General features: G+C 74.5%; 20 protein-coding genes and 1 tRNA gene. 17 read left to right on the top strand and 4 right to left on the bottom strand.

The features are described from left to right. Positions 1-58: 58 nt before the first annotated feature. The 12 genes from VM636_RS02705 (at position 59) to VM636_RS02650 (ending at position 12,327) form a co-directional block, all read left to right on the top strand. Positions 59-1,075: a DMT family transporter gene (locus VM636_RS02705; protein ID WP_078856279.1), complete on the top strand. Its 1,017-nt coding sequence runs from the start codon at positions 59-61 to the stop codon at positions 1,073-1,075. Next, entirely contained in the window at positions 1,072-2,133 is a 1,062-nt protein-coding gene (locus VM636_RS02700) for a phosphotriesterase (protein ID WP_030423128.1), read from the top strand. The genes VM636_RS02705 and VM636_RS02700 overlap by 4 nt, the downstream gene beginning before the upstream one ends. Before the next feature lie 457 nt (positions 2,134-2,590). Beyond that, complete coding sequence (locus VM636_RS02695; RefSeq protein ID WP_338483104.1) at positions 2,591-4,615, top strand: ATP-binding protein; 2,025 nt, start codon at positions 2,591-2,593, stop codon at positions 4,613-4,615. Between the two features lie 101 nt (positions 4,616-4,716). Further along, complete coding sequence (locus VM636_RS02690) at positions 4,717-5,151, top strand: roadblock/LC7 domain-containing protein (protein ID WP_030421111.1); 435 nt, start codon at positions 4,717-4,719, stop codon at positions 5,149-5,151. Beyond that, on the top strand, positions 5,148-5,528 hold the full coding sequence (locus tag VM636_RS02685) for a DUF742 domain-containing protein (RefSeq protein ID WP_030421112.1): 381 nt from the start codon (positions 5,148-5,150) through the stop codon (positions 5,526-5,528). The genes VM636_RS02690 and VM636_RS02685 overlap by 4 nt, the downstream gene beginning before the upstream one ends. After that, positions 5,506-6,123, top strand: a complete 618-nt coding sequence (locus VM636_RS02680; RefSeq protein WP_030421113.1) for an ATP/GTP-binding protein — start codon at positions 5,506-5,508, stop codon at positions 6,121-6,123. The genes VM636_RS02685 and VM636_RS02680 overlap by 23 nt, the downstream gene beginning before the upstream one ends. Before the next feature lie 58 nt (positions 6,124-6,181). Continuing rightward, a complete protein-coding gene (locus VM636_RS02675) occupies positions 6,182-6,745 on the top strand; it encodes a GAF domain-containing protein (protein WP_030421114.1) in 564 nt (187 codons plus the stop codon). A gap of 294 nt (positions 6,746-7,039) precedes the next feature. Beyond that, entirely contained in the window at positions 7,040-8,068 is a 1,029-nt protein-coding gene (gene tdh, locus VM636_RS02670; RefSeq protein ID WP_030421115.1) for an L-threonine 3-dehydrogenase, read from the top strand. Between the two features lie 53 nt (positions 8,069-8,121). Then, positions 8,122-9,333 (top strand): glycine C-acetyltransferase, encoded by a 1,212-nt coding sequence (locus tag VM636_RS02665; protein WP_030421116.1) that lies wholly within the window; start codon positions 8,122-8,124, stop codon positions 9,331-9,333. A gap of 67 nt (positions 9,334-9,400) precedes the next feature. Continuing rightward, a complete protein-coding gene (locus VM636_RS02660; protein ID WP_030421117.1) occupies positions 9,401-10,303 on the top strand; it encodes a LysR family transcriptional regulator in 903 nt (300 codons plus the stop codon). Positions 10,304-10,541: 238 nt separating this feature from the next. Further along, positions 10,542-10,901 carry an MmcQ/YjbR family DNA-binding protein gene (locus VM636_RS02655; RefSeq protein WP_030421118.1) on the top strand — a complete coding sequence of 120 codons (360 nt, stop codon included), beginning with the start codon at positions 10,542-10,544 and terminating at the stop codon, positions 10,899-10,901. Positions 10,902-11,010: 109 nt separating this feature from the next. Then, positions 11,011-12,327, top strand: coding sequence for an MFS transporter (locus VM636_RS02650; RefSeq protein WP_053912870.1), 1,317 nt, complete (start codon positions 11,011-11,013; stop codon positions 12,325-12,327). Between the two features lie 10 nt (positions 12,328-12,337). On the opposite strand, the gene VM636_RS02645 is transcribed toward VM636_RS02650, so the two are convergent. Together VM636_RS02645 and VM636_RS02640 are read right to left on the bottom strand one after the other, a co-directional pair. After that, positions 12,338-13,243: a transketolase gene (locus VM636_RS02645; protein WP_338483103.1), complete on the bottom strand. Its 906-nt coding sequence runs from the start codon at positions 13,241-13,243 to the stop codon at positions 12,338-12,340. A gap of 40 nt (positions 13,244-13,283) precedes the next feature. Then, entirely contained in the window at positions 13,284-13,991 is a 708-nt protein-coding gene (locus tag VM636_RS02640) for a transketolase (RefSeq protein WP_030421121.1), read from the bottom strand. A gap of 135 nt (positions 13,992-14,126) precedes the next feature. Here VM636_RS02640 and VM636_RS02635 point away from each other — a divergent pair. Further along, positions 14,127-14,200: transfer RNA gene (locus VM636_RS02635), tRNA-Pro, on the top strand. Between the two features lie 65 nt (positions 14,201-14,265). On the opposite strand, the gene VM636_RS02630 is transcribed toward VM636_RS02635, so the two are convergent. Next, a complete protein-coding gene (locus tag VM636_RS02630) occupies positions 14,266-14,739 on the bottom strand; it encodes a GNAT family N-acetyltransferase (protein ID WP_338483102.1) in 474 nt (157 codons plus the stop codon). Between the two features lie 89 nt (positions 14,740-14,828). Then, positions 14,829-15,806, bottom strand: a complete 978-nt coding sequence (locus tag VM636_RS02625; RefSeq protein WP_030421123.1) for a LysR family transcriptional regulator — start codon at positions 15,804-15,806, stop codon at positions 14,829-14,831. 416 nt (positions 15,807-16,222) lie between these two features. Between VM636_RS02625 and VM636_RS02620 the strand changes: the two genes are divergently transcribed. The 4 genes from VM636_RS02620 to VM636_RS02605 all read left to right on the top strand — a co-directional run bounded on the left by VM636_RS02620 (position 16,223) and on the right by VM636_RS02605 (position 22,211). Continuing rightward, entirely contained in the window at positions 16,223-16,753 is a 531-nt protein-coding gene (locus VM636_RS02620) for an ATP-binding protein (protein WP_030421124.1), read from the top strand. Between the two features lie 153 nt (positions 16,754-16,906). Next, positions 16,907-18,337 carry an aminopeptidase P family protein gene (locus VM636_RS02615; protein ID WP_030421125.1) on the top strand — a complete coding sequence of 477 codons (1,431 nt, stop codon included), beginning with the start codon at positions 16,907-16,909 and terminating at the stop codon, positions 18,335-18,337. A 146-nt stretch (positions 18,338-18,483) separates the two neighbouring features. Beyond that, positions 18,484-19,179 (top strand): GntR family transcriptional regulator, encoded by a 696-nt coding sequence (locus VM636_RS02610; RefSeq protein WP_030421126.1) that lies wholly within the window; start codon positions 18,484-18,486, stop codon positions 19,177-19,179. 446 nt (positions 19,180-19,625) lie between these two features. Next, positions 19,626-22,211, top strand: a complete 2,586-nt coding sequence (locus tag VM636_RS02605) for a collagenase (RefSeq protein ID WP_037858535.1) — start codon at positions 19,626-19,628, stop codon at positions 22,209-22,211. Positions 22,212-22,248 lie beyond the last annotated feature (37 nt).

Genomic DNA, 22,248 nt, shown 5'->3' with positions numbered 1-22,248 from the left:
TTCGATCGCACACCCCGCGGACCCACCGCGGCACACACAGAGAGATGGCGGACCTACGATGACGTATGTTCCTCCCCCCGCCCCGCCCGCCGTGCGGGCCGAGCCACAGGCGGCCGGCCGCTCCGTCCGTCCCGCGACCACCGCCCTCCTGGTCGTCGCCACCGTCCTGGCCGGCACGCTCAGCCCCCTCCAGGCGACCGTCAACGGCGCCCTCGGCAAGACCGTCGACGACGGCAACGCCGCGGCGGTGATCTCCTTCGGGACCGGCCTGATCCTCATGGCCGTCATCGTCTTCGCCCGGCCCACCACCCGGCGCCAGGCCCTCGGCATCCCCGAGCAGATCCGCTCCGGCCGCCTGGGCTGGTGGAACTGGCTGGCCGGCCTCTGCGGCGGCGCCGTCGTCCTCTCCGAGGGCATCACCGTCGGCGCGCTCGGCGTCGCCGTCTTCCAGATCTCCCTGGTCTCCGGTCTGATCATCTCCGGCGTGATCTGCGACCGCCTCGGCGTCACCTCCGGCGTCAAGCAGCCGCTCTCGCCGCCCCGCCTGCTGGGCGCCCTGCTCGCCATCGCCGCCACCGCGCTCGCCATCGCCCCCACCTTCCACGTGCCGGGCACGGTCGCGCTCGCCCTGCTGCCCTTCATCGCGGGGCTGCTCGCCGGCTGGCAGCCCGCCGGCAACGCCGCCGTCGCCGACTCCACCGGCTCCATGCTGGTCTCGATCGGCTTCAACTTCCTCGTCGGCTTCACCGTCCTGCTCGCCGGGCTCCTCGTCCGGATGGCGCTGGGCGGCGCCCACTTCGCCCTCCCCGGCACCTGGTGGATGTACACCGGCGGTGCGCTCGGCCTGCTCTCCATCGGCCTCATGGCACTGCTCGTCCGCGGCCTCGGCCTGCTGCTCCTCGGCCTCTCCTCGGTCGCCGGCCAGCTCCTGGGCTCGCTCATCCTGGACAGCGTCAGCACCTCCGTCGGCCAGACCGTCCACGTGGTGACCGTGATCGGCACGGTGCTCGCCATCGTCGCCGCGGGCATCGCCATGATCCCCTCCCGCGCCACGCCCGCCGCGAGCCGGTCGTGACCGGCCCCACGCCCCAGGTCCAGACCGTCACCGGCCCGGTCCCCGCCGACCGGCTCGGCCTGGTCCTGCCGCACGAGCACCTCTTCAACGACCTCTCCGGCGTGCTGGACGCCCCCAGCCACGACTTCAGCCGCTTCCTGGCGGACCGGCCGGTCAGCGCGTCGGACGCCTGGGCGCTGCGCCACGACCCGTACTGCTGTCCCGACAACCTCGCCGCCAAGCCGGTCGAGGACGTGCTCGGCGAGGTCGAGGCGTTCCGGGCGGCCGGCGGCGGCACCATCGTCGACGCCACCTCCAGCGCCGTGATCGGCCGCGACCCGGCCCGGCTGCGCGAGGCGGCCCTGCGCAGCGGCGTCCACGTCGTCATGGGCTGCGGCGCCTACCTGGAGAAGTTCGAGGGCGACCGCATCGCGGCCACCGCGGTCGACGCCCAGGCGCGGGCCATCGACGACGAGCTGGCCCACGGCGTCACCGAGGAGCGCGTCCGGCCCGGTCTGATCGGCGAGATCGGCGTCTCCCCGTACTTCACCGCCGGGGAGCGGCTCTCGCTGCGCGCCTCCGCCCTCGCCCAGCTCAACCACCCGCGGGTGCCGCTCATGATCCACCTGCCCGGGTGGCAGCGCCGGGGCCACGACGTCCTGGACATCGTCCTCGACGAGGTGGGCGTGGCCCCGGACCGGGTGGTCCTCGCGCACATGGACCCCTCCGGCGAGGACACCGCCTACCAGGACTCCCTCGCCGCCCGCGGGGTGTGGCTGGAGTTCGACATGATCGGCATGGACGTCACCTTCCCGTACGAGGGGGCCGCACCGCGGGCCGAGCGCACCGCCGACGCGGTCGCCGGACTCGTCTCCCGCGGGCACGGCGGACAGCTCCTGCTCAGCCACGACCTGTTCCTGAAGCAGATGTGGACCCGCCACGGCGGCAACGGGCTCACCTTCGTCCCGACGGTCTTCGGCACGCTGCTCACCGCCCGCGGCGTCGACCCCGACCGGGTCCGCGCCCTGACCCACGACAACCCCGTACGGATGCTCACGGGGGCGGGACCGCGCGGCTGAGCCCCGCCTCCCCGTCCGACGGGCGGCACCCCGGCCGGTTCCTCCGGCACGGGTGCCGCCCGTCGGCGCGTCCGGGGCGCGGTGCCGGCGGCCGTCCTTCCCCGCCTGCCCCCACCCGTCGTTCTCGACGCCGACCGTGATCACCGACAGTGACAGATTTTGATCACGTCAGACCGCTCTCCAGCCCTTCCGGAGCGAATGCTTCGCCCGGTTATCGGTCTGTCGTACGACGCCTCATACCAGAGCGGGACCCCTACCGGGGGACTTTGCCCACAGCGCACCGAACCGGTTCATCATCCGACTACTGTGAGTGTCCGTCGGGCGACGCAGGGCCGGGTCCGCCGGTCCCGTCCGACACCGCGACGACGCCTGCCCACCGGGGGCGTCGCGGGCCCGCGTGGCGTCCGGCACACCCCGCGCGAGCGCCCAGGCCCGACGGACCAGGACGAGGACACCGATGTCGCACCTCCGCGCCCCGGCCGCGCGTGCGGACCGCCGTGAGGGCGGACGGCACGGCCGGCCCGCCGCCCGCACCGCGCCCGCGCTGCCCGAGACCCACATACGGCCCCACCTGCTGCGCATGGCCGTCCTGCCGCCCGTCGCGGTCGCCCTCGGCGCCTGCGCGGCCGTCCTGTTCACCGTCCGCTCCACCGGCGCCCGGACCACCCTCGTCCTGTGGGGCGTGCTCTGCGGCGCCGTCTGCGTCGCCGTGGCCGCCGTCGTCATCGCCGCCGTCGCCGCCGACCGCATCGCCCGCACCGTCCAGGAACGGGTCGGCGCCCTGCGCGACGGCACCGCCCGCCGCGAGGAGGAACTGCGCTCGCTCGTCGAGGCGCTGCGCCGCGGCGACGCCCCGCCCCGGCGCAAGAGCCGCGGCGGCCCGCCGCACGACGCCGACGAGTTCGAACTGCTCGCCGCCGACCTCTCCCGGGCCCACGAGGGCGCCGTCACCGCCGTCGTCGAGGCCGCCCGCCTCTCCAGCCGGACCGGCAGCGAACAGAAGCTGGAGGTCTTCGTCAACCTCGCCCGGCGCCTGCAGTCCCTGGTGCACCGCGAGATCTCCCTCCTCGACGAGCTGGAGAACGAGATCGAGGACCCCGACCTGCTCAAGGGCCTCTTCCACGTCGACCACCTCGCCACCCGCATCCGCCGCCACTCCGAGAACCTGGCCGTGCTCGGCGGCGCCGTCTCCCGGCGGCAGTGGAGCAACCCCGTCGACATGACCGAGGTGCTGCGCTCGGCCATCGCCGAGGTCGAGCAGTACTCCCGGGTCCGCCTGGTGCCGCCCGTCGACGGCGCCCTGCGCGGCCACGCCGTCGCCGACGTCATCCACCTGCTCGCCGAACTCGTCGAGAACGCCACCCTGTTCTCCGCCCCGCACACCCAGGTCCTGCTGCGCGCGACCACCGTCACCTCCGGCCTCGCCGTCGAGGTCGAGGACCGCGGCCTCGGCATGCCGGCCGGCGAACAGACCCGCATGAACGACCTGCTGGCCGACCCCGACCAGGTCAACGTCGCCCGCCTGCTCGCCGACGGCCGCATCGGCCTCTACGTCGTCTCCCAACTGGCCCGGCGCCACGGCATCTCGGTCCGCCTCCAGAGCAACATCTACGGCGGCGTCCAGGCCGTCCTGGTCCTCCCGCGCGAACTGCTCGGACCGGCCCCCGCCCTCCCCGCCGCCGGCACCGCGGACCCGGCCGGCGACCCGGCCGTCCACCCCGGGGCCTTCCCGGAGGCGCCCGCCCCGGCCCCCGGCCCCGCCGTCCCGGGGGCCGCCGGCCCCGACGACACCGGCCCCGTACCCCTTCCCCTGCGCCGGGAGCGACGGGACCGGGCCACCCCGGCCGCCGCCGTCCCCGGCATCCGCCCCGCCGACCGGGGCGTGCTCGCCGAGTACGCGGCCACGCCGCCCACACCCCGGCAGGCCGCGGTCCGCACCACCCCGGACAAGCCCGACCTGCCCCGCCGCCGCGCCCAGGAACACCTCGTCCCGCAACTGCGCGGCGGCCCCGCCCCGCGCCAGGAGGCGGAGGCCGGGGAGCACGCGGTCCACGACCCGGGGCTGATGGCCGCCTTCCAGCGCGGTATCGACCTCGCCGCGGCGGCCCCGCTCGCCGGCCCGGACACCCGCCCCGGCGGCCCCGCCGCGGCCGACGGCGCCGACCGGGATGCCCGGAGCCCGGCCCCGGCCGACGCGGCGGCCACGGTCCTCGGCGCCGACGCCCCCGCCCCGGACCCCGCCGCGCCCCACGGCGCCGTCGCCCTGGAGTCCACCGCACCGGCGGACGGCCTCGGCGCCGACGCCCCCGACCCGGAGTCCATCGCGTCCCACGGCGCCGTCGCCCCGGAGCCCATCGCGCCCCGCGGCGCCCCCGTGCCCCAGGACGCCTCCGCCCTCACCGCCTTCACCGAGGGGAACGGCCGCTCCGCGCCCCGCCCCCGCCTCCCCGCCCGGCGCGACGGGAGCCCGCCCGCAGGATGACCACCCCCACCGCCCGCGCCCCCACCGCCCGCACCCCCGCCCCCGGCGCCCCCAGCCCCAGCGCCCCCGCAGACCTTCGCACCTCAAGGAGTCGATCCACCATGGCGAGCGACGCGCCGACCGGCCCCACATCCGACCTGGACTGGCTGATGAGCGGCCTCGTACAGCGCGTACCGCACACCACCAGCGCGGTACTCCTGTCCTGCGACGGACTGGTCAAGTCCGTCCACGGCCTGGACGCGGACAGCGCCGACCACATGGCCGCCCTGGCCTCCGGCCTCTACTCCCTCGGCCGCAGCGCCGGCGTCCGCTTCGGCGACGGTGGGGACGTCCGCCAGGTCGTCGTCGAACTCGACTCGGCCCTCCTCTTCGTGACCACCGCCGGATCCGGCACCTGCCTGGCCGTCATGGCCGGCCGCGAGGCCGACGCCGCCGTGCTCGGCTACGAGATGGCGATGCTCGTCAAGAGCGTCCGCCCCTACCTGGTCACCGCACCCCGCCGCACGGCAGCCGCACCCCCGGCGATGAGGTCTTGAGGGCGGCGGCGGCCGGCGACGGCCCCTGGCTCGACGAGGCCGCCGGCCGGCTGGTGCGCCCCTTCACCGTCAGCAACGGCCGCACCCGGCCCACCGTGACCCTCGACCTGATGTCCCAGGTGATGGCCACCGGAGTCACCCCCTTCGGCTACCTCGGCCCCGAGCACACCCACGCCCTCGACCTGTGCCGGGCCCCCGTCCCGGTCGCCGAACTCGCCGCCCACCTGCGGCTGCCTGTGGCGGTCACCAAGGTGCTGCTCGCCGACCTCGTCGACTGCGGGGCGCTGACCACCAAGCCCCCCGCCGCGTTCCACCACCACCCCACGGACCGGGCCCTTCTGGAGGCAGTGCTCGATGGACTACGACGCCAGCTCTGACCACGGCGACCGCGCCGACCCGTTCCCCACCGCCGTCAAGATCCTCGTGGCGGGCGGATTCGGAGTGGGCAAGACGACCTTCGTCGGCGCGGTCAGCGAGATCGCGCCGCTCAGCACGGAGGAGTTGCTCACCACCGCCGGCGCCGCCACCGACAGCCTCGACGGCATCGAGAACAAGGCCGAGACCACCGTCGCCATGGACTTCGGCCGCATCACCCTCGACGAGGAACACGTCCTCTACCTCTTCGGCACCCCCGGCCAGGAACGTTTCTGGTTCATGTGGGACGAGTTGTGCGAGGGCGCCCTCGGCGCGGTCGTCCTCGCCGACACCCGGCGACTGGAGGAGTCCTTCGCCGCCGTCGACTTCTTCGAGGAACGCGGACTCGGATTCGTCCTCGCCGTCAACGAGTTCGACGGCTCCCACCGCTACGACCCCGAGGAGGTCCGCGCCGCCCTCGACCTCCACCCCGACATCCCCGTCGTCCGCTGCGACGCCCGCATCTCCAGCTCCGGCGTCCAGACCCTGCTCACCCTCGTACGCCACCTGCTCACCCACACCCCGGCCCCCGTGAAGGGGCCCGGCGCCCACCGGTGACACCCCCCACCCGTCAGGAGCCGCCCATGATCCCCGACCCCAGCGACGGAGCCCGCCGATGAGCTACGACCCGCCGCGCCCGGCTGGACGGCTGCTGCTCACCCCCGAGGACCCGGACGGGCCCGCCCGGATGGGGCGGCTGCGCCTGCTCGGCCTCGCGGACCGCCCCGACCCGGCCCTCGACACCTTCGCCGGCGGACTCGCCGCACTCGCCGAGGCACCGTACGCGGCGGTCAACTTCCTCGTGGAGAACGGACAGTTCCTCGCCGGACTGCACGCGCCCGACCCGCCCGGCGGGGGCACCGGCGCGGCCTTCGGCCGCTTCCTCCCCCGCGACCACGGCTTCTGCCCCCACGTCGTGGTCCGGCGCAAGGCCCTCGTCCTGGAGGACGTGCGCGACTACCCGCGCTTCGCCGGCAACCCCGTCGTCGACGGCTTCGGCGTCCGCTCCTACCTCGGGGCCCCGCTCATCGACGGCACCGGCACCGTCCTGGGCACCGTCGCCGCCTGCGACGTCCGACCCCGCACCTGGGGGACCGCCGGACTGGAGGCCATCAAGGCCGCGGCGGCCGACCTCGTCCGGCGCATCGAACGCAGCGCGGAGGACGGCCTGCCCCTGTGAACGGGTGACGGCCCGGACCGGGGCGCCCCCGCGTCCGGGGACACGGCCGGTGCGGGCCGGTGCCCGCGGTACCCGCAGTGCGGGCGGGGGCGGGGGCGTGGCCGGCGGTGCGCGTGGTGCGGGGGCGGGGGAGCGGGTCCCGGTGTGAAGGAAAGCTGCGGTCGCGGTTAAGAAAAGCTCGATGGACCCGGGCCCGGCCCGTACGGCAGATTGCTGTCCGATCCCCTCGCCGCCCCGGACCCGGGCCGTTTCGTCATGCCCGGCGCCCGGACCTCACCCTCAGGAGCCGTTGCGTTGAAGGCGCTGGTCAAGGAGAAGGCCGAGCCCGGCCTGTGGCTCGCGGACGTGCCCGAGCCCGCCGTCGGGCCCGGCGACGTCCTCATCAAGGTGCTGCGGACCGGCATCTGCGGCACCGACCTGCACATCCACGCCTGGGACGGCTGGGCCCGGCAGGCCATCCGCACCCCGCTCGTCCTCGGGCACGAGTTCGTCGGCGAGGTCGTCGACACCGGCCGCGACGTCACCGACATCACGCCCGGCGACCGGGTCAGCGGCGAGGGCCACCTCGTCTGCGGCCGGTGCCGCAACTGCCTCGCCGGACGCCGCCACCTGTGCCGGGCCACCGTGGGCCTCGGCGTCGGACGCGACGGCGCCTTCGCCGAGTACGTCGCCCTGCCCGCCGCCAACGTCTGGGTGCACCGAGTCCCCGTCGACCTCGACGTCGCCGCCATCTTCGACCCGTTCGGCAACGCCGTGCACACCGCCCTCTCCTTCCCGCTGGTCGGCGAGGACGTCCTCGTCACCGGCGCCGGACCCATCGGGCTCATGGCCGCCGCCGTGGCCCGGCACGCCGGCGCCCGGCACGTCGTCATCACCGACGTCAGCGAGGAACGCCTCCGGCTCGCCCGCGAGATCGGCGTCAGCCTCGCCCTCGACGTCACCCGCTCCACCATCGCCGACGGACAGCGTGAACTCGGCCTGCGCGAGGGCTTCGACATCGGCCTGGAGATGTCCGGTCGCCCCGAGGCCCTGCGCGACATGATCGGCAACATGACGCACGGCGGCCGGATCGCCATGCTCGGCCTGCCCGCCGAGGAGTTCCCCGTCGACTGGGCCCGCATCGTCACCTCCATGATCACCATCAAGGGCATCTACGGACGCGAGATGTTCGAGACCTGGTACGCCATGTCCGTACTGCTGGAGGGCGGCCTCGACCTCGCCCCCGTGATCACCGGCCGGTACGCGCACCACGAGTTCGAGGCCGCCTTCGCCGACGCCGCGAGCGGCAGGGGCGGCAAGGTCATCCTCGACTGGACCGCCTGAGCCGTACGGACGCCCTCCCGGCCGCCCGCCTTCCCCTTCCCCCAGGAGCTGTCATGTTCGACTCCGTGCGCGACGACCTGCGCGCCACCCTCGACGAGATCCGCGCCGCCGGACTGCACAAGCCCGAGCGGGTCATCGGCACCCCGCAGTCCGCGACCGTCGAGGTCACCGCCGGCGGCCGTCCCGGCGAGGTGCTCAACTTCTGCGCCAACAACTACCTCGGTCTGGCCGACCACCCCGAGGTCCTCGCCGCCGCCCACACCGCGCTCGACCGCTGGGGCTACGGCATGGCCTCCGTGCGCTTCATCTGCGGTACCCAGGAGGTGCACAAGGAACTGGAGGCCCGGCTGTCGGCCTTCCTCGGCCAGGAGGACACGATCCTCTACTCCTCCTGCTTCGACGCCAACGGGGGTGTCTTCGAAACCCTCCTGGGCCCCGAGGACGCCGTCATCTCCGACGCCCTCAACCACGCCTCCATCATCGACGGCATCCGCCTCTCCAAGGCCCGCCGCCTGCGCTACGCCAACCGTGACCTGGCCGAGCTGGAGGAACGCCTCAAGGAGTCGGCCGACGCCCGGCGCCGCCTCATCGTCACCGACGGCGTCTTCTCCATGGACGGCTACGTGGCGCCGCTCGCCCAGATCTGCGACCTGGCCGACCGCTACGGCGCCATGGTCATGGTCGACGACTCGCACGCCGTCGGCTTCGTCGGCCCCGGCGGACGCGGCACCCCCGAGCTGCACGGCGTCATGGACCGCGTCGACATCCTCACCGGCACCCTCGGCAAGGCCCTCGGCGGGGCCTCCGGCGGCTACGTCGCCGCCCGCGCCGAGATCGTCGCCCTGCTGCGCCAGCGCTCGCGCCCCTACCTGTTCTCCAACACCCTCGCCCCGGTGATCGCCGCGGCCTCGCTGAAGGTCCTCGACCTGCTGGAGTCCGCCGACGACCTGCGCGTACGGCTCGCGGAGAACACCGGCCGGTTCCGCCGCCGGATGACCGAGGAGGGCTTCGACATCCTCCCCGGCGACCACCCCATCGCGCCCGTGATGACCGGCGACGCCTCGGTGGCGGGCCGCATGGCGGAACTCCTGCTGGAACGCGGCGTGTACGTGATCGGGTTCTCCTACCCGGTCGTGCCGCAGGGCGAGGCCCGCATCCGCGTCCAGCTCTCCGCCGCCCACTGCGCGGCGGACGTGGACCGCGCCGTCGACGCCTTCGTCGCCGCCCGCGCGGAACTCGACGCGGAGCGCGCGCCCACGGCGTGAGCCGCGCGCCCCCGTGACCGGGGTACCGGGCGCGGGGGCACATCCCGGGGCCTGAGACAATCGGACGGTGATCGAAGCGCGGCGGCTGCACATCCTCCGTGCGGTGGCGGACCACCGCACGGTGACGGCGGCCGCCGCCGCGCTCTACCTCACCCCCTCGGCGGTCTCCCAGCAGCTCAGCGCCCTGGAGCAGGAGACCGGCCACCGCCTGGTCGAGCGCGGCGCCAAGGGCGTCCGGCTGACGCCCGCCGGGGAGATCCTCCTCGCCCACACCCACGCCGTCCTCGCCCAACTCGAGCGGGCCGAGGCCGAACTCGCCGCCTACGGCTCCGGCGCGGCCGGCACGGTCACGGTCGCCTCCTTCGCCACCGGCATCGCCTTCGTCGTCGCGCCCGCGCTGGCCCGCCTCGCCGAATCGGCGCCCGGCATCCGCGTCCGGGTCCGCGACGCCGAGGGCGACGCCAGCCTCCCGATGGTCCTGGACCGGCAGGTCGACGTCGCCGTCGCCGTCGAGTACCGGGGTGCGCCGCCCGCCGACGACCCCCGGCTGACCCACGTGGCGCTCTACGCCGAACCGTTCGACGCGGTCGTCCCCGTCACCCACCGGCTGGCCGACGCCGGGCGGGTGCCGCTCGCCGAACTGGCCAAGGACCCGTGGATCGGCCCCTACCCCGGCAACCCCTGCCACGACGTGGTGGTGCTGGCCTGCGAGAGCGCCGGGTTCCAGCCCCGCCTGGAACACTCCTCCGACGACTTCCGCGCCGTGGTCTCCCTCGCCGCCGCCGACGCCGGGGTGGCCCTCGTACCTCGCTCGGCGCTGCGCGGCATGGACCTGGCCGGGGTGGTGGTCCGCCCGGTCGAGGGGACCGCCCCCACCCGCCGCGTCTTCGCCGCCGTCCGCCGCGGGGCGGAGGGGCATCCGCTGATCCGGCCCGTCCTGGACGCGCTGGAGTCGACGGCCGACCGCTGAACGCCACCGGCCGACGGACCCCGCACACCGGCGCACCCCCGCTCGTCGTGCCCCGCCTCACCGCGCCCGCGCCCCGGGTGCGCCGCAGGCCCCGCTCGTCGTACGGCGCCTCGCCGCTGCCGTAAGCCCCGGGTGCGCGCCGCGTGCGCCGCGCGTCACGCCACGCCTCCCCCCGGCGCCCGGCGGTCGCGCCCGTGGTCCGCCGCTGTTGTCAGTGGGGGCGGATAGCGTGCGGGCCATGCCCGATGCCGACGCCGTACGCCGTATCGCCCTGTCCCTGCCCGAGACGACGGAGAAGACCGCCTGGAGCATGCCCACCTTCCGCGTCGCGGGCAAGATGTTCGCCACCCTGCCCGAGGACGAGACGTCCATCGCGGTGCGCTGCCCCAAGGAGGAACGGGACGAACTCGTCCTCGCCGAGCCGGAGAAGTTCTGGATCGCCGGGCACGAGGCCGGCTTCGCGTGGGTACGGGTGCGGCTCGCCGCCCTCGACGGCGAGGACGAACTGCGCGACATCCTCGCCGACTCCTGGCGGCAGGCCGCCCCGCCCCGGCTGCTGGAGACCCACCCCCGCCTGGGCCTGCCCGCCGACGAGTAGAAACCCCCTTCGGCGAGCGCCGGAGACCGTGGCATGATCCCAGGGCGCGCGAGGACGCCGGGCGGCCCGCGCGAGGGCGCCGGGGAGCGACGGGGAGGCGGGGCAGACGGTGAGCGGGACCTCGGAGGTGGGGCGGGGGCGGCGTGAACACCCCGTCTGGTCACGGGACTTCGGCCTCTTCTTCGCGGCCCGCGCGATCGCCCGGCTCGGCGACACCATGCTGCCCGTGGCGCTCGCCGCCGGCCTGCTCCAGCACGGGTACGGGGCCGGCGCCGTCGGCCTCGCCATGGCCGCGACGGCCGCCGCCTTCGCCGGACTGGTGGTCTTCGGCGGCGTCATTGCCGACCGGTTCAGCACCCGCCGGCTGATGATCGGCGCCGATCTGGTGCGGCTCGGCACCCAGGCCCTGGCGGCGGGGCTGTTCTTCTCCGGCCACGTGGTGCTGTGGGAGATCTGCGCCATCGGCTTCGTCAACGGCGTCGCCGGCGCCGTCTTCCAGCCCGGCGTGGCCAGCACCGTGACCCGCCTCGCCTCCGACGTGCAGGGCGCCAACGGCGCCATCCGGGTCGCCGAGTCCGCCGCCCAGCTCGCCGGTCCCGCCACCGCCGGGCTCCTGGTCGGCTTCGCCTCGCCCGGCGGCGTCTTCGCCGCCCACGCCGCCACGTACGGGGTCAGCGCCCTGTGCCTGCTCCTGCTCCGCCTCCCCGGGCCCCCGCTCGCGCCCCAGGGCGGCACGGTGGGGCTCGGCCCGCGCACGAGGGAGTTCCGCGCCGATCTCGTCGAAGGGTGGCGGGAGTTCACCGCGCGCCCGTGGCTGTGGGGGGTGATCGCGGTCTGGGGCGTCTACATGATCGCGGTCTGGGGGCCGACCGTCCCCCTGGTGGCCACCGAGGTGGTGCAGCAGCACGGCCCGCGCGCCTACGGCCTGGTCAACTCCGCGCTGGGCGCGGGCACCGTCGTCGGCGGGCTCGTCGCCCTGCGGCTGCGCCCGCGCCGGATGCTGCGCGCCGGGGCCGTGGCCCTGTTCGGCTTCGCCGCCTTCCCGGCGAGCGTCGGTGCCGGGCTCGGCGTACCGGCCATGGCCGCCGGGGCCGCCGTCGCCGGGGCCGGAATGTCCTTCTGGGGCGTGATGTGGGCGACCAGCGTGCAGACCCAGGTACCGCCCGACGTGCTGAACCGCATCCACGCCTACGACGTCGCCGGGTCCCTGGCGATGATGCCGGTCGGCCAGGCCCTCGCCGGCCCCGCCGCGTCCTTCCTCGGCACCGGCGAGGTCCTGCTGGTCTCCGGCGCGATGAGCCTCGTCGTCTGCACCAGCCTGCTCCTGATCCCGGCGGTGCGCGGACTGGTGCGGGCCGACGCGCCCCCGTCCGCGCCGGCCCGCACGGCGGCACCCGGCCGGGCTGCCCCGGCCGAGAAGCACTGACCCGGGCCGCTCAGCGCCCCGGGCCGAGGAAGGCGCCGATGCGCCGCCGCAGCGATCCGGCGTCCAGCCCGTGGGCGGCGACGTGTTCCTCCGCCCGCCCGTAGCGCCGCAGCTCGCGGCGGCCCACGCCGAGCCCGAGCACCCGGTGCGGCACGTGCGACAGGGCGTCGTTCACCACCGCCGTCGAGGTGCCCGCGAGGTACGGCTCCACCAGGACGACGTCGGTTCCGGCCGCTCCGGTGGCCCGCTCCAGCGCGGCCGTGTCGAAGGGCCGTACGGTCGTCGCGTACAGGACGCTCACGTCGAGGCCGGCGGTGGCCGCCAGCACCTCGTCGAGGACCGGTCCGACGGCGAGGACGACGCCCGAGCGGCCCTCGCGCAGGGTGAGGAAGCGCTGCCCGTCGACGGGGTGCCCGGCGGAGTTCGACTGCACCGACAGCCGGACGTACACCTTGTCGTCGCCGGCGGCGACCGCGTGCCGCAGCAGCGTCTCGGCCTCGTCGGGGTGGCCCGGCACGTGCACGGTCCAGCCGTCGAGGGTGTCCAGCAGCGCCACGTCGCCGGGGGCCATGTGGGTGAAGCCGCCGGCCGGCCAGTCGAAGGAGGCGGCGGCGCTGACCAGGACGGCGCCCACGTCCTGGTGGCCGAGGTCCAGCTTGAGCTGTTCGAAGGGCCGCTCGACGAGGAAGCTGGCGAACGTGTGCACGACGGGCCGCATCCCGGTCAGGGCCAGCCCGGCGCCGGCCCCGACGAGCAGTTGCTCCCGGATGCCGACGTTGACGACCCGGTCGGGGTGGCGGCGCCCGGCGTCCGCGAAGGCGTCGGCGCCGATCTCGGCGAGGACGACGGCGACGCGGGGGTCCTCGTCCAGCAGCCGGGTGACGACCGGTCCGAGGCGGTCACGCATGGTGTCCATGAGAATCCTTCCTGGGGCGGGGCGGCCCGCCCGCGGCACATCAGACGGCGTTCGGCTCCACCCGCGCCACCACGGCGTGCGGGCGTCCGGGGTGCGGGGCGGTGAAGGCGGCGTACAGCGCCTCGTGGTCCCGCCCGTCGACGGTGACCACGGACCAGCCCGCGGCCTGGAACCGGGCGGCGAGCCCGCCGGGCCGGGCGTGGCGGGCGGAGGCGTTGTCGACGACGACGGTGTGCAGCCCCTCCAGCCCGGCGGGCCCGGCGAAGGCGATCGCCTCGTGGTTGCTGCCCTCGTCCAGTTCGGCGTCCCCCACCAGCACCCACACGCGGGCGTCGCCGTACCCCTGGGCCCGTAGTCCCAGCGCGGACCCGACGGCGATCGGCAGCCCGTGGCCGAGGGAGCCGCTGCCGATCTCCACCCCGGGCACCAGCGTGCGGTCGGGGTGGTGGCCGAGCGGCGAGTCGTAGGAGCCGAAGCCCGGCAGCCACTCCTCGGGCACGAACCCCTTGGCGGCCAGCACGGCGTAGTACGCCATCGGGCCGTGCCCCTTGGACAGCAGGAACCGGTCCCGCCCGGGATCGTCCCGTCGCCCCGGCGTCACCCTCAGCACCCGGTCGTACAGCACCCACAGCACGTCCAGCGTGGACGTCGCCGCGGGGCCGTGCTTCTCGTCGCCCGTCATCAGGGACATCAGCGCGGGCAGGTCGGCGTACCCGTACGTCCGCCCGCGTTCCTCGGTGGTCGTCATGGTGACGATCGTGCAACCTCGACCGAAGTCGAGGTCAAGCGCCACACGCGGGAAAGCGGTGCGCGACCACCTGCCCGAGTGCGGTATGGTTTTCCTGCACGTAAGGCCAGGGGAAACCCCAGGTCACACGGGCAACGGGACGTGGCGCAGCTTGGTAGCGCACTTGACTGGGGGTCAAGGGGTCGCAGGTTCAAATCCTGTCGTCCCGACGGGAAGGCTCCGGTGAGACGGAAGATCTCACCGGAGCTTCGTCGTTTCCGCCCCGCGCGGGCGCCTACCGGGCGTCCGGGACCCAGCGCAGGGTCATGTCGGGCAGGTTCTCCATGTTGCGCGCGCCGTCGCCGGTGTCGACGACGGTGAAACCGTGGTGCTCGTAGAACGCGCGGGCGTCGGTGTTCCGCTGGAAGACGTGCAGGACGATCCCGTCGGGGCTGTGCCGCCTGACCTCGTCGAGCAGGAGCGTGCCGACGCCCTGCCGCCGGACGTCCGGGCGCAGGTAGAGGTGGTCGAGGAGGTCCCCGTCGAGCGCCGCGTATCCGGTGATCTCCGGGCCGCGTACCGCGACCCAGACGCGGCACCGCCGGAGCACGACGTCCCGGACCCACCGTGTCACCTCCTCGGGACCGCGCCTCTGCGGAGGCAGGTAGGGCATGGCCACTGCCCGGGAGGCCAGGTGAATACGCGCGATCACCGCCGCGTCCGCCGCGTCCGCGCTCCGGATCCGCACTCCGCCGTCCTCACTACTCATACGCGGAACCTACTGCGCGGACGGCGGCCCGCTCCAGCGGACACCCGGCGTACGGGACGGGCCCGCGGTGTGCGCGGGCCCGGGGGCGGTCAGCTCGGGCCCAGGGGGTCCGGGAGGCGGGCGCCCGTGTAGGCGCGGGCCAGCCAGCGCTGGAGGTGCGGGGCCTGGGCGAGCAGGTTGCGGTAGACGCGGACGGCGTGGTGGTGCAGGGCCTCGGCGACCGGCGCCTCGACGGCCTCGCGGCGCCAGACGAGCAGGTGGCGCTGCCACAGGGGATCGCCTGCCAGCGGTTTGACCAGCACCCCCTCGATGGGGGACACCGTGGGCTGGACGGCGGTCACCCCGAGGCCCTGCGCGATCATCGACTGCAACTGGTCGAGCACGTGGAACTCGTGCGTGTCCGCCGGCGTGAACCCGGCGGCCCGGCATGCGTCGTAGAAGGCGCCGGGCCACCCCACCCCGTCGTCCGGGGAGACGAACCAGGTGTCCTCGGACAGCTCCTCCAGCGGCACGTCGACCCGGTGCGCCAGCGGGTGCCCGGCGTAGAGGGCCACGAAGACCGGGACGGTGTTGATGGCGCGCTGGGCCAGGGCGGGGGAGTAGCGCACCGGCAGCCCGGGGTAGTCGACGCCCAGCGCCGCGTCGATCTCGCCGGACTCCAGCATCCTGAGCAGCTCACCGGTGGCGTACACGCTGCACACGGAGACGGTGAGGTCCGGGCGGGCCGCGCGGAGGGCGTTGAGCAGCGCGGGCACCACCGGGGTGTTGGTGGCGCCGAGCCGCAGCCTCCCGGCCTCGGCCGTCGCCCCGCCCGTGCGGCGCCGGCCGAGGGCGTCGGCGCGCAGCAGGATCTCCCGGGCCTCGCTCACCACCTCCGCGCCGTAGGCGGTCAGCTCCACGCCCCTGCTGCTGCGCAGGAAGAGCCCCTCGCCGAGCAGCCGCTCGATGCGCCGCAACTGGGTGCTCAGCGCGGGCTGCGTGTAGCCGAGCGCGGACGCCGCCCGGCCGACGCTCCCGGAGTCCGCGATCGCGCACAGCACGCGCAGGTGCCGCAACTCCAGTTCCATCGGTACACCTCGTCGTGGCAGGCGGTGGAGGGCTTCGGGAGGCAGGGGCCCCGCCGGGCGGTGACGGGGGTCCATTATGCGGGTGCGGCCGGGACCTGCGGCCCGCGGTGACGGCCCCGGTTTCCCGGCCCCGGTTTCCTGGCCCCCGCTTCCCGGCCCGGTGGTCCGACGGGGTGCCCGCCCCGCCGTGGGGCGTGCCGGGCTGCGGGGCGTGCCGGATCGTGCGGCGGGCCGGGCCGTGGCGCGTGCCCGGTCGTGGTGGCCCGCCCGGCCGCACGTCCCGACGTTATGACCGGGCCCCTCCCTCTCCTATGGCCCCGCCCGTTGTCCCGGGGGGCCGGCCGTGGAAATCTCCACAGCGCGCCCTGTCCGCCCGCGGCGGACGCCGAAGCGCCTCACCTGCGAGGAGAGACACCATGCCGCACCCCCGGGTCGCCTTCACCGTCGAAGCGACCGCGGCCGCCGTTCACCGTGCCCGGCACCGTGTCTCCGCGGTGGTGCGGGCATGCGGCGGACCGCCCGACGACGAACTGTTCTTCCGCCTGGAACTGGTCACGTCGGAACTGCTCACCAACGCCCTCCTGCACGCGGGCGGCCCGCTGACCGTCGAGGTGACGCCGGCGGAGGACCACGTCGTCGTCGGCGTCCGCGACACCAGCCCCGTCGTGCCCGGCCCCTCCCCGGCGGAGACCGACGGCGAGCACGGCCGGGGCCTGGCCCTCGTGGAGGCACTCTCCCTCTTCCAGGGCGCGGAGCGCACCACCGACGGCAAACGCTGCTGGGCGGTCCTCCCCCGGACCCTCACGACCACCCCGGCCGAGGGGTTACCTCCCGGCGCGGGGAGCCACGACACCCCGGCGGACTCGGCCCGCTGGTCGGTGACCCCCGCCGGACAGCGGCTGCTGGCCGCCCTCCTCCCGGCGACGGCCCCGGCCGAACCCCGCTGAGCGCGGCCCGTGCGCCCCGCCGCGCCGTCCCCGACGACACGACCCGCCACGGCCACCGCCCCACCCCGGCGGCGGTCGGCCGTACCCCGCGCCCCCACGGGGGCGCGCCCACCACGACGCACGGTGACAGCACCGACGGAAGGGCAGGACCGCATGCGCGACGACACGGACCAGGACCACGGTGAGGTGCCGGCCGAGCCGGCCGGCCCCTTCGACGGCGGCTGGGCCAGGACGGACCTGAGGCCGCCCCTCGCCCTCGGGGCGGCGTACGCGGCGAAGCGGCGCGCGGCGCTCTCCGAACGCTTCCCCGGCGAACGGATCGTCGTCCCCTCGGGCGGGCTCAAGGTCAGGAGCAACGACTTCGACTACACCTTCCGGCCGCACTCCGCCTTCGTCCACCTCACCGCCGAGCAGGGCACGCGCGCGGTCCCCGACAGCGTCCTCGTGTTCGAACCCACCGGCGGCGGACACGAGGTCACCCTCTTCACCCGGCCGCGGTCGCCGCGCGACGGGGGGCCCGACGGCACCGAGTTCCACCGGGACCGGCAGCACGGCGAGTTCTGGGTCGGCCGCCGCCGGACCCTCGCCGAGACCGCGGCGGAACTCGGCGTGGAGACCGCCCCGCGCGACGCCCTGGAAGGCGCCCTGCGCGGGAACGTCCCCTCCCGCGTCCTGCGCGGCCAGGACGCGCACGTCGACGCGCTGATCCCGGCCGCTCGCGAGGCCGACGCCGAACTGGCCGGGTTCCTCTCGGAGTCGCGCCTGGTCAAGGACGACTGGGAGGTCGGGCAGTTGCGCGTGGCCGTGGACTGCACGGTCGCCGGCTTCCACGACGTCGTCGGCGAACTGCGCCACGCCACCCGCCTCGCCCGCGGCGAACGGTGGATCGAGGGCACCTTCAACCGGCGTGCCCGGCTGGGCGGTCACGGGCTCGGCTTCGAGACCATCGCGGCGGCCGGGGCACACGCCTGCGTCCTGCACTGGCAGCGCAACGACGGCCCGGTGCGCGACGGGGACCTGCTCCTGCTGGACGCGGGCGTGGAGGCCGACTCCTTCTACACCGGGGACATCACCCGGACCCTGCCGGTCAGCGGACGCTTCACCGACGTCCAACGCCGGGTCTACGACCTGGTGTTCGCCGCCCAGTCGGCCGGTATCGCCGCGCTGCGGCCCGGCGCGCGGTACGGCGCCTTCCACGACGCCGCGATGCGCGTCCTCGCCGAAGGGCTCGACGCCTGGGGGCTGCGGCCGTACGGCAGCACCCCTTCGACCTCCCCGTCCGAGCTGTACCGCAGGTACACCGTCTGCGGGACGGGTCACATGCTCGGGCTGGACTGCCACGACTGCTCCGCCGCGCGCGACGAGACGTACCTGGGCGGCGTACTGGAGGCCGGTCACGTCCTCACCGTCGAGCCCGGTCTGTACTTCCAGCCCGACGACCTGACCGTGCCCGAGGAACTGCGCGGTATCGGCGTCCGCATCGAGGACGACTTCCTGATCACCGCCGACGGAGCCGAGTGCCTGTCCTCGGACCTGCCGCGCGGCGCCGACGAGGTGGAGGAGTGGATGGCGTCGCTGCGCTGATCCCGACGACGTGACCGGGCCGCCCCACGGCGGGCGGCCCGGCCGCACCGCACCGGCAGCGGTTCCGGCGGCAGGGGCCGGGCCGACGGCGAAACGTGACATTGTATGGTGGGAGGTGACTGGGCTGGGCAGACGGAGGAGCGGGGATGTCGCATCTCGAACCGCGGATGATCTCCGTCCAGACCCATCTGCGCGACCAGGTCGCCAACGCGCTCCGCGCGGCGCTCATCGCGGGCGAACTCCGCCCGGGAGCCATCTACTCCGCCCCGGCCCTGGCGTCGGAACTCGGCGTCTCCGCCACCCCCGTCCGCGAGGCCATGCTGGACCTCGTCCGGGAGGGACTGGTCGAGGCGGTGCGCAACAAGGGCTTCCGGGTCACGGAGATGACCGAGCAGGACCTCGACGAGTTCACCGAGATCCGCACCATGCTCGAAGTCCCGGTCGTGGGGCGGGTCACGGCGACCGCGACCGCCGAGCAACTGGAGGCGCTGCGCGCGCCGGCGCGGCAGATCGTGGCGGCGGCGCGGGCGCACGACGTGCTCGCGTACGTGGAGGCGGACCACCGGTTCCACCTGGAACTGCTGGCGCTGGCGGGCAACCGGCACCTGGTGACGGTGGTGTCCGACCTGCGCAAGCGGTCGCGGCTCTTCGGCCTGGCCGGCCTGAACGAGGCGGGGCGGCTGGTCGCCTCCGCCGAGGAGCACGTCGAGTTGCTGGATCTGATGGTGGCCGGCCGGGTGCGGGAGGCGGAGGAGTGCATGCGCCGTCACCTCGCCCACGTCCGCACCCTGTGGGCCGACGGCCGGGCGCGCGCCGAGGACCCGGAGCCGGCCGGCCGGTAGCGCGACCGGCCCGGTCCACGGGCCGGCCGCCTCGTCCGGCGCGTACGCGATGACGGGCTGAAGTCCCGCCGGTGTCCCCTCGCCCGCCGCGCCGTACGGCGGTGCCGGCCGGGAGGGTGCGCCGGGACGGCACCGCTCCTTCCCCCGCACCACCCGTGAAACTCCCGGCGCCCCGCCCTGCCGAATCCCCGTGTGACCTGGACATTTCCTGCTGATGACCCGTCAGTGCCAGGCAATCTGCGAGGAATTGGCAACCCCGGCTTCATCCGGATGTCTTCCCTGAGCCATGTCACCTGTGCAATGGTACATGGCACAGGTCGTGGGCATGCCAAGCATGGCATCGGCTCGTGCTCCCGTCGGTCGACGGCACGGGCCCTCCCCGCTCCACGGCCCCCTCCACCCCCATAGACCGCGCGTCGCGTGGTCCCACCCCTCATGGAGGCACAGTGAGAACGACACTTCTGCGGCGAGGTCTGGGCGCGGTGCTACCGCTGGCCCTGACCCTCGCCCTCGGCACCGGACTGCTGGGGCAGCCGGCCGGCGCCGCCCCCGGACCCGCCCCGGCCCCCACCGCCGGGGGCGAGCGGCACGACGGACCCCCGCCCGTCGCCGGGTCCGCCACCGCCGAGAGCGAGCACGTCGGCACCGGCCGCCACAAGGTGTCCCAGCTCCCGCCGCTGGCGGCGAGCAAGGACGCGCTGAAGGAGTCCTACGGCCGCCACGACGAACTGCCCGTCCGGCCCTCCGAGTCGGCCCGGTCCACCGCCCGGGGCACCGACGGCGGCAAGGCCGCGGCCGCCGCCGCGTGCGACGTCTCCGACTTCACCGGCCGCACCGGCAGCGCCCTGGTGCAGCAGATCAAGGCGTCCACGACCGACTGCGTCAACACCCTCTTCAACCTGACCGGCACCGACGCCCGCCAGGCCTTCCGCGAGGAGCAGATGGCCACCGTCGCCTACGCCGTGCGCGACGGCTCGGCGTCCTACCCGGGCGACGGCAGCACCGGTATGCCGCAACTCGTGCTCTACCTGCGCGCCGGCTACTACGTCCAGTACTACAACGCGGACGCCGTCGGCCCCTACGGTGCCTCCCTGCGGACCGCGATCCGTGCCGGCCTGGACGCCTTCTTCGCCGGTTCCCACTCCCGGGACGTGAGCGACGCCAACGGCGAGACGCTGGCCGAGGCCGTCATCCTCATCGACAGCGCGGAGGAGAACGCCCGCTACCTGTACGTCGTCAAGCGCCTGCTGGCCGACTACGACGCCTCCTGGAACTCCTCCTGGTGGATGCTGAACGCGGTCAACAACGTCTACACCGTGACCTTCCGCGGCCACCAGGTACCCGAGTTCGTGACCGCCGTCCAGTCCGACCCCAGTCTGGTCGACGCGCTGTACGGCTTCGCCAAGGGCCACCTCGGCCTGCTCGGCACCGACCAGTCCTACCTGACCTCCAACGCCGGGCGTGAACTGGGCCGCTTCCTCCAGCACTCCGCGCTGCGCTCCAAGGTCCGCCCGCTCGCCACCGGCCTGCTGAAGTCCAGCTCCCTCAAGGGCGCCACCGCCCCCCTCTGGGTCGGCGTCGCCGAGATGACCGACTACTACGACAAGGCCAACTGCTCCGCCTACGGCACCTGCGACCTCCAGGGACAGCTCGCCCGCGAGGTGCTGCCGGTGACCCACTCGTGCAGTTCCAGCATCACCATCAGGGCCCAGCAGATGACCTCGGGCGACCTGTCCGCGACCTGCACCAGCCTGCGCGAGCAGGACGCCTACTTCCACGGCATAGCCCGGGACAGCGGACCGGTGGCGAACGACAACAACACCACCATCGAGGTCGTGGTGTTCGACTCCAGCACCGACTACCAGACCTACGCCGGCGCGATGTACGGGATCGACACCAACAACGGCGGCATGTACCTGGAGGGCGACCCGGCCGCCGCCGGCAACCAGCCCCGCTTCATCGCCTACGAGGCGGAGTGGCTGCGGCCCGACTTCCAGATCTGGAACCTCAACCACGAGTACACGCACTACCTCGACGGCCGCTTCAACATGTACGGCGACTTCGGCGCCAACATCAGCACGCCGACCATCTGGTGGATCGAGGGCTTCGCGGAGTACGTCTCCTACTCCTACCGGGGTGTCCCCTACACGGAGGCGATGACCGAGGCCGGGCGCCGCACCTACGCGCTGAGCACCCTCTTCGACACCACGTACAGCCACGACACCACGCGCGTCTACCGCTGGGGCTACCTCGCCACGCGGTACATGCTGGAGAAGCACCGGTCGGACATGGACACGGTGCTCGGCCACTACCGGTCCGGGAACTGGGCCGCCGCCCGCACGCACCTGAAGAACACCATCGGCACCCGCTACGACAGCGACTGGTACTCCTGGCTCGCCGGGTGCGCGGCCGGCGACTGCGGCGGCGGCGGGGGCAACCCGCCGGGCAACCAGGCGCCCACCGCGGCGTTCACCACGGCCGTCGAGGGTCTGAAGGTCACCTTCACCGACCGGTCCACCGACGCCGACGGTACCGTCACCGCCCGCTCCTGGGACTTCGGGGACGGCACCACCTCCACCGCCGTCAACCCCACCAAGACCTACGGCACGGCCGGTACGTACACGGTGAGGCTGACCGTCACCGACGACAAGGGCGCCACGGCCACCGCGAGCCGGACGGTCACCGTGGGCGGCGGCACCCTCGCGGAGTGCACCGGCACCGACACCAGGGAACTGGGCAAGGACTGCCGGCGCAGCGGCCAGAAGGCCACCACCGGGAACTACGCCTACCTCTACCTCTACGTCCCCGCCGGCACGAGCAGGCTGGAGATCACCACCTCCGGCGGCACCGGTGACGCCGACCTGTACTACGGCCGGGACGGCTGGCCCGGCACCGGCAGCCACACGCAGCGTGCCACGGGTGCCGGCAACAGCCACACCCTCACCGTGAACAACCCGCACGCGGGCGCCCACTACATCAGCCTCCACGCGGTGAGCGGCTTCGACGGGGTCACCGTGAGCACCCGCTACTGACCCGGACACCGGAAGGACGGCACGCCCCGGCCCGGGG

The organism is Streptomyces sp. SCSIO 75703 (assembly GCF_036607905.1).
GTDB lineage: Bacteria > Actinomycetota > Actinomycetes > Streptomycetales > Streptomycetaceae > Streptomyces.
Note: the sequence above shows the minus strand (reverse complement) of the source record. Positions and strands in the feature narration are given on the sequence as shown.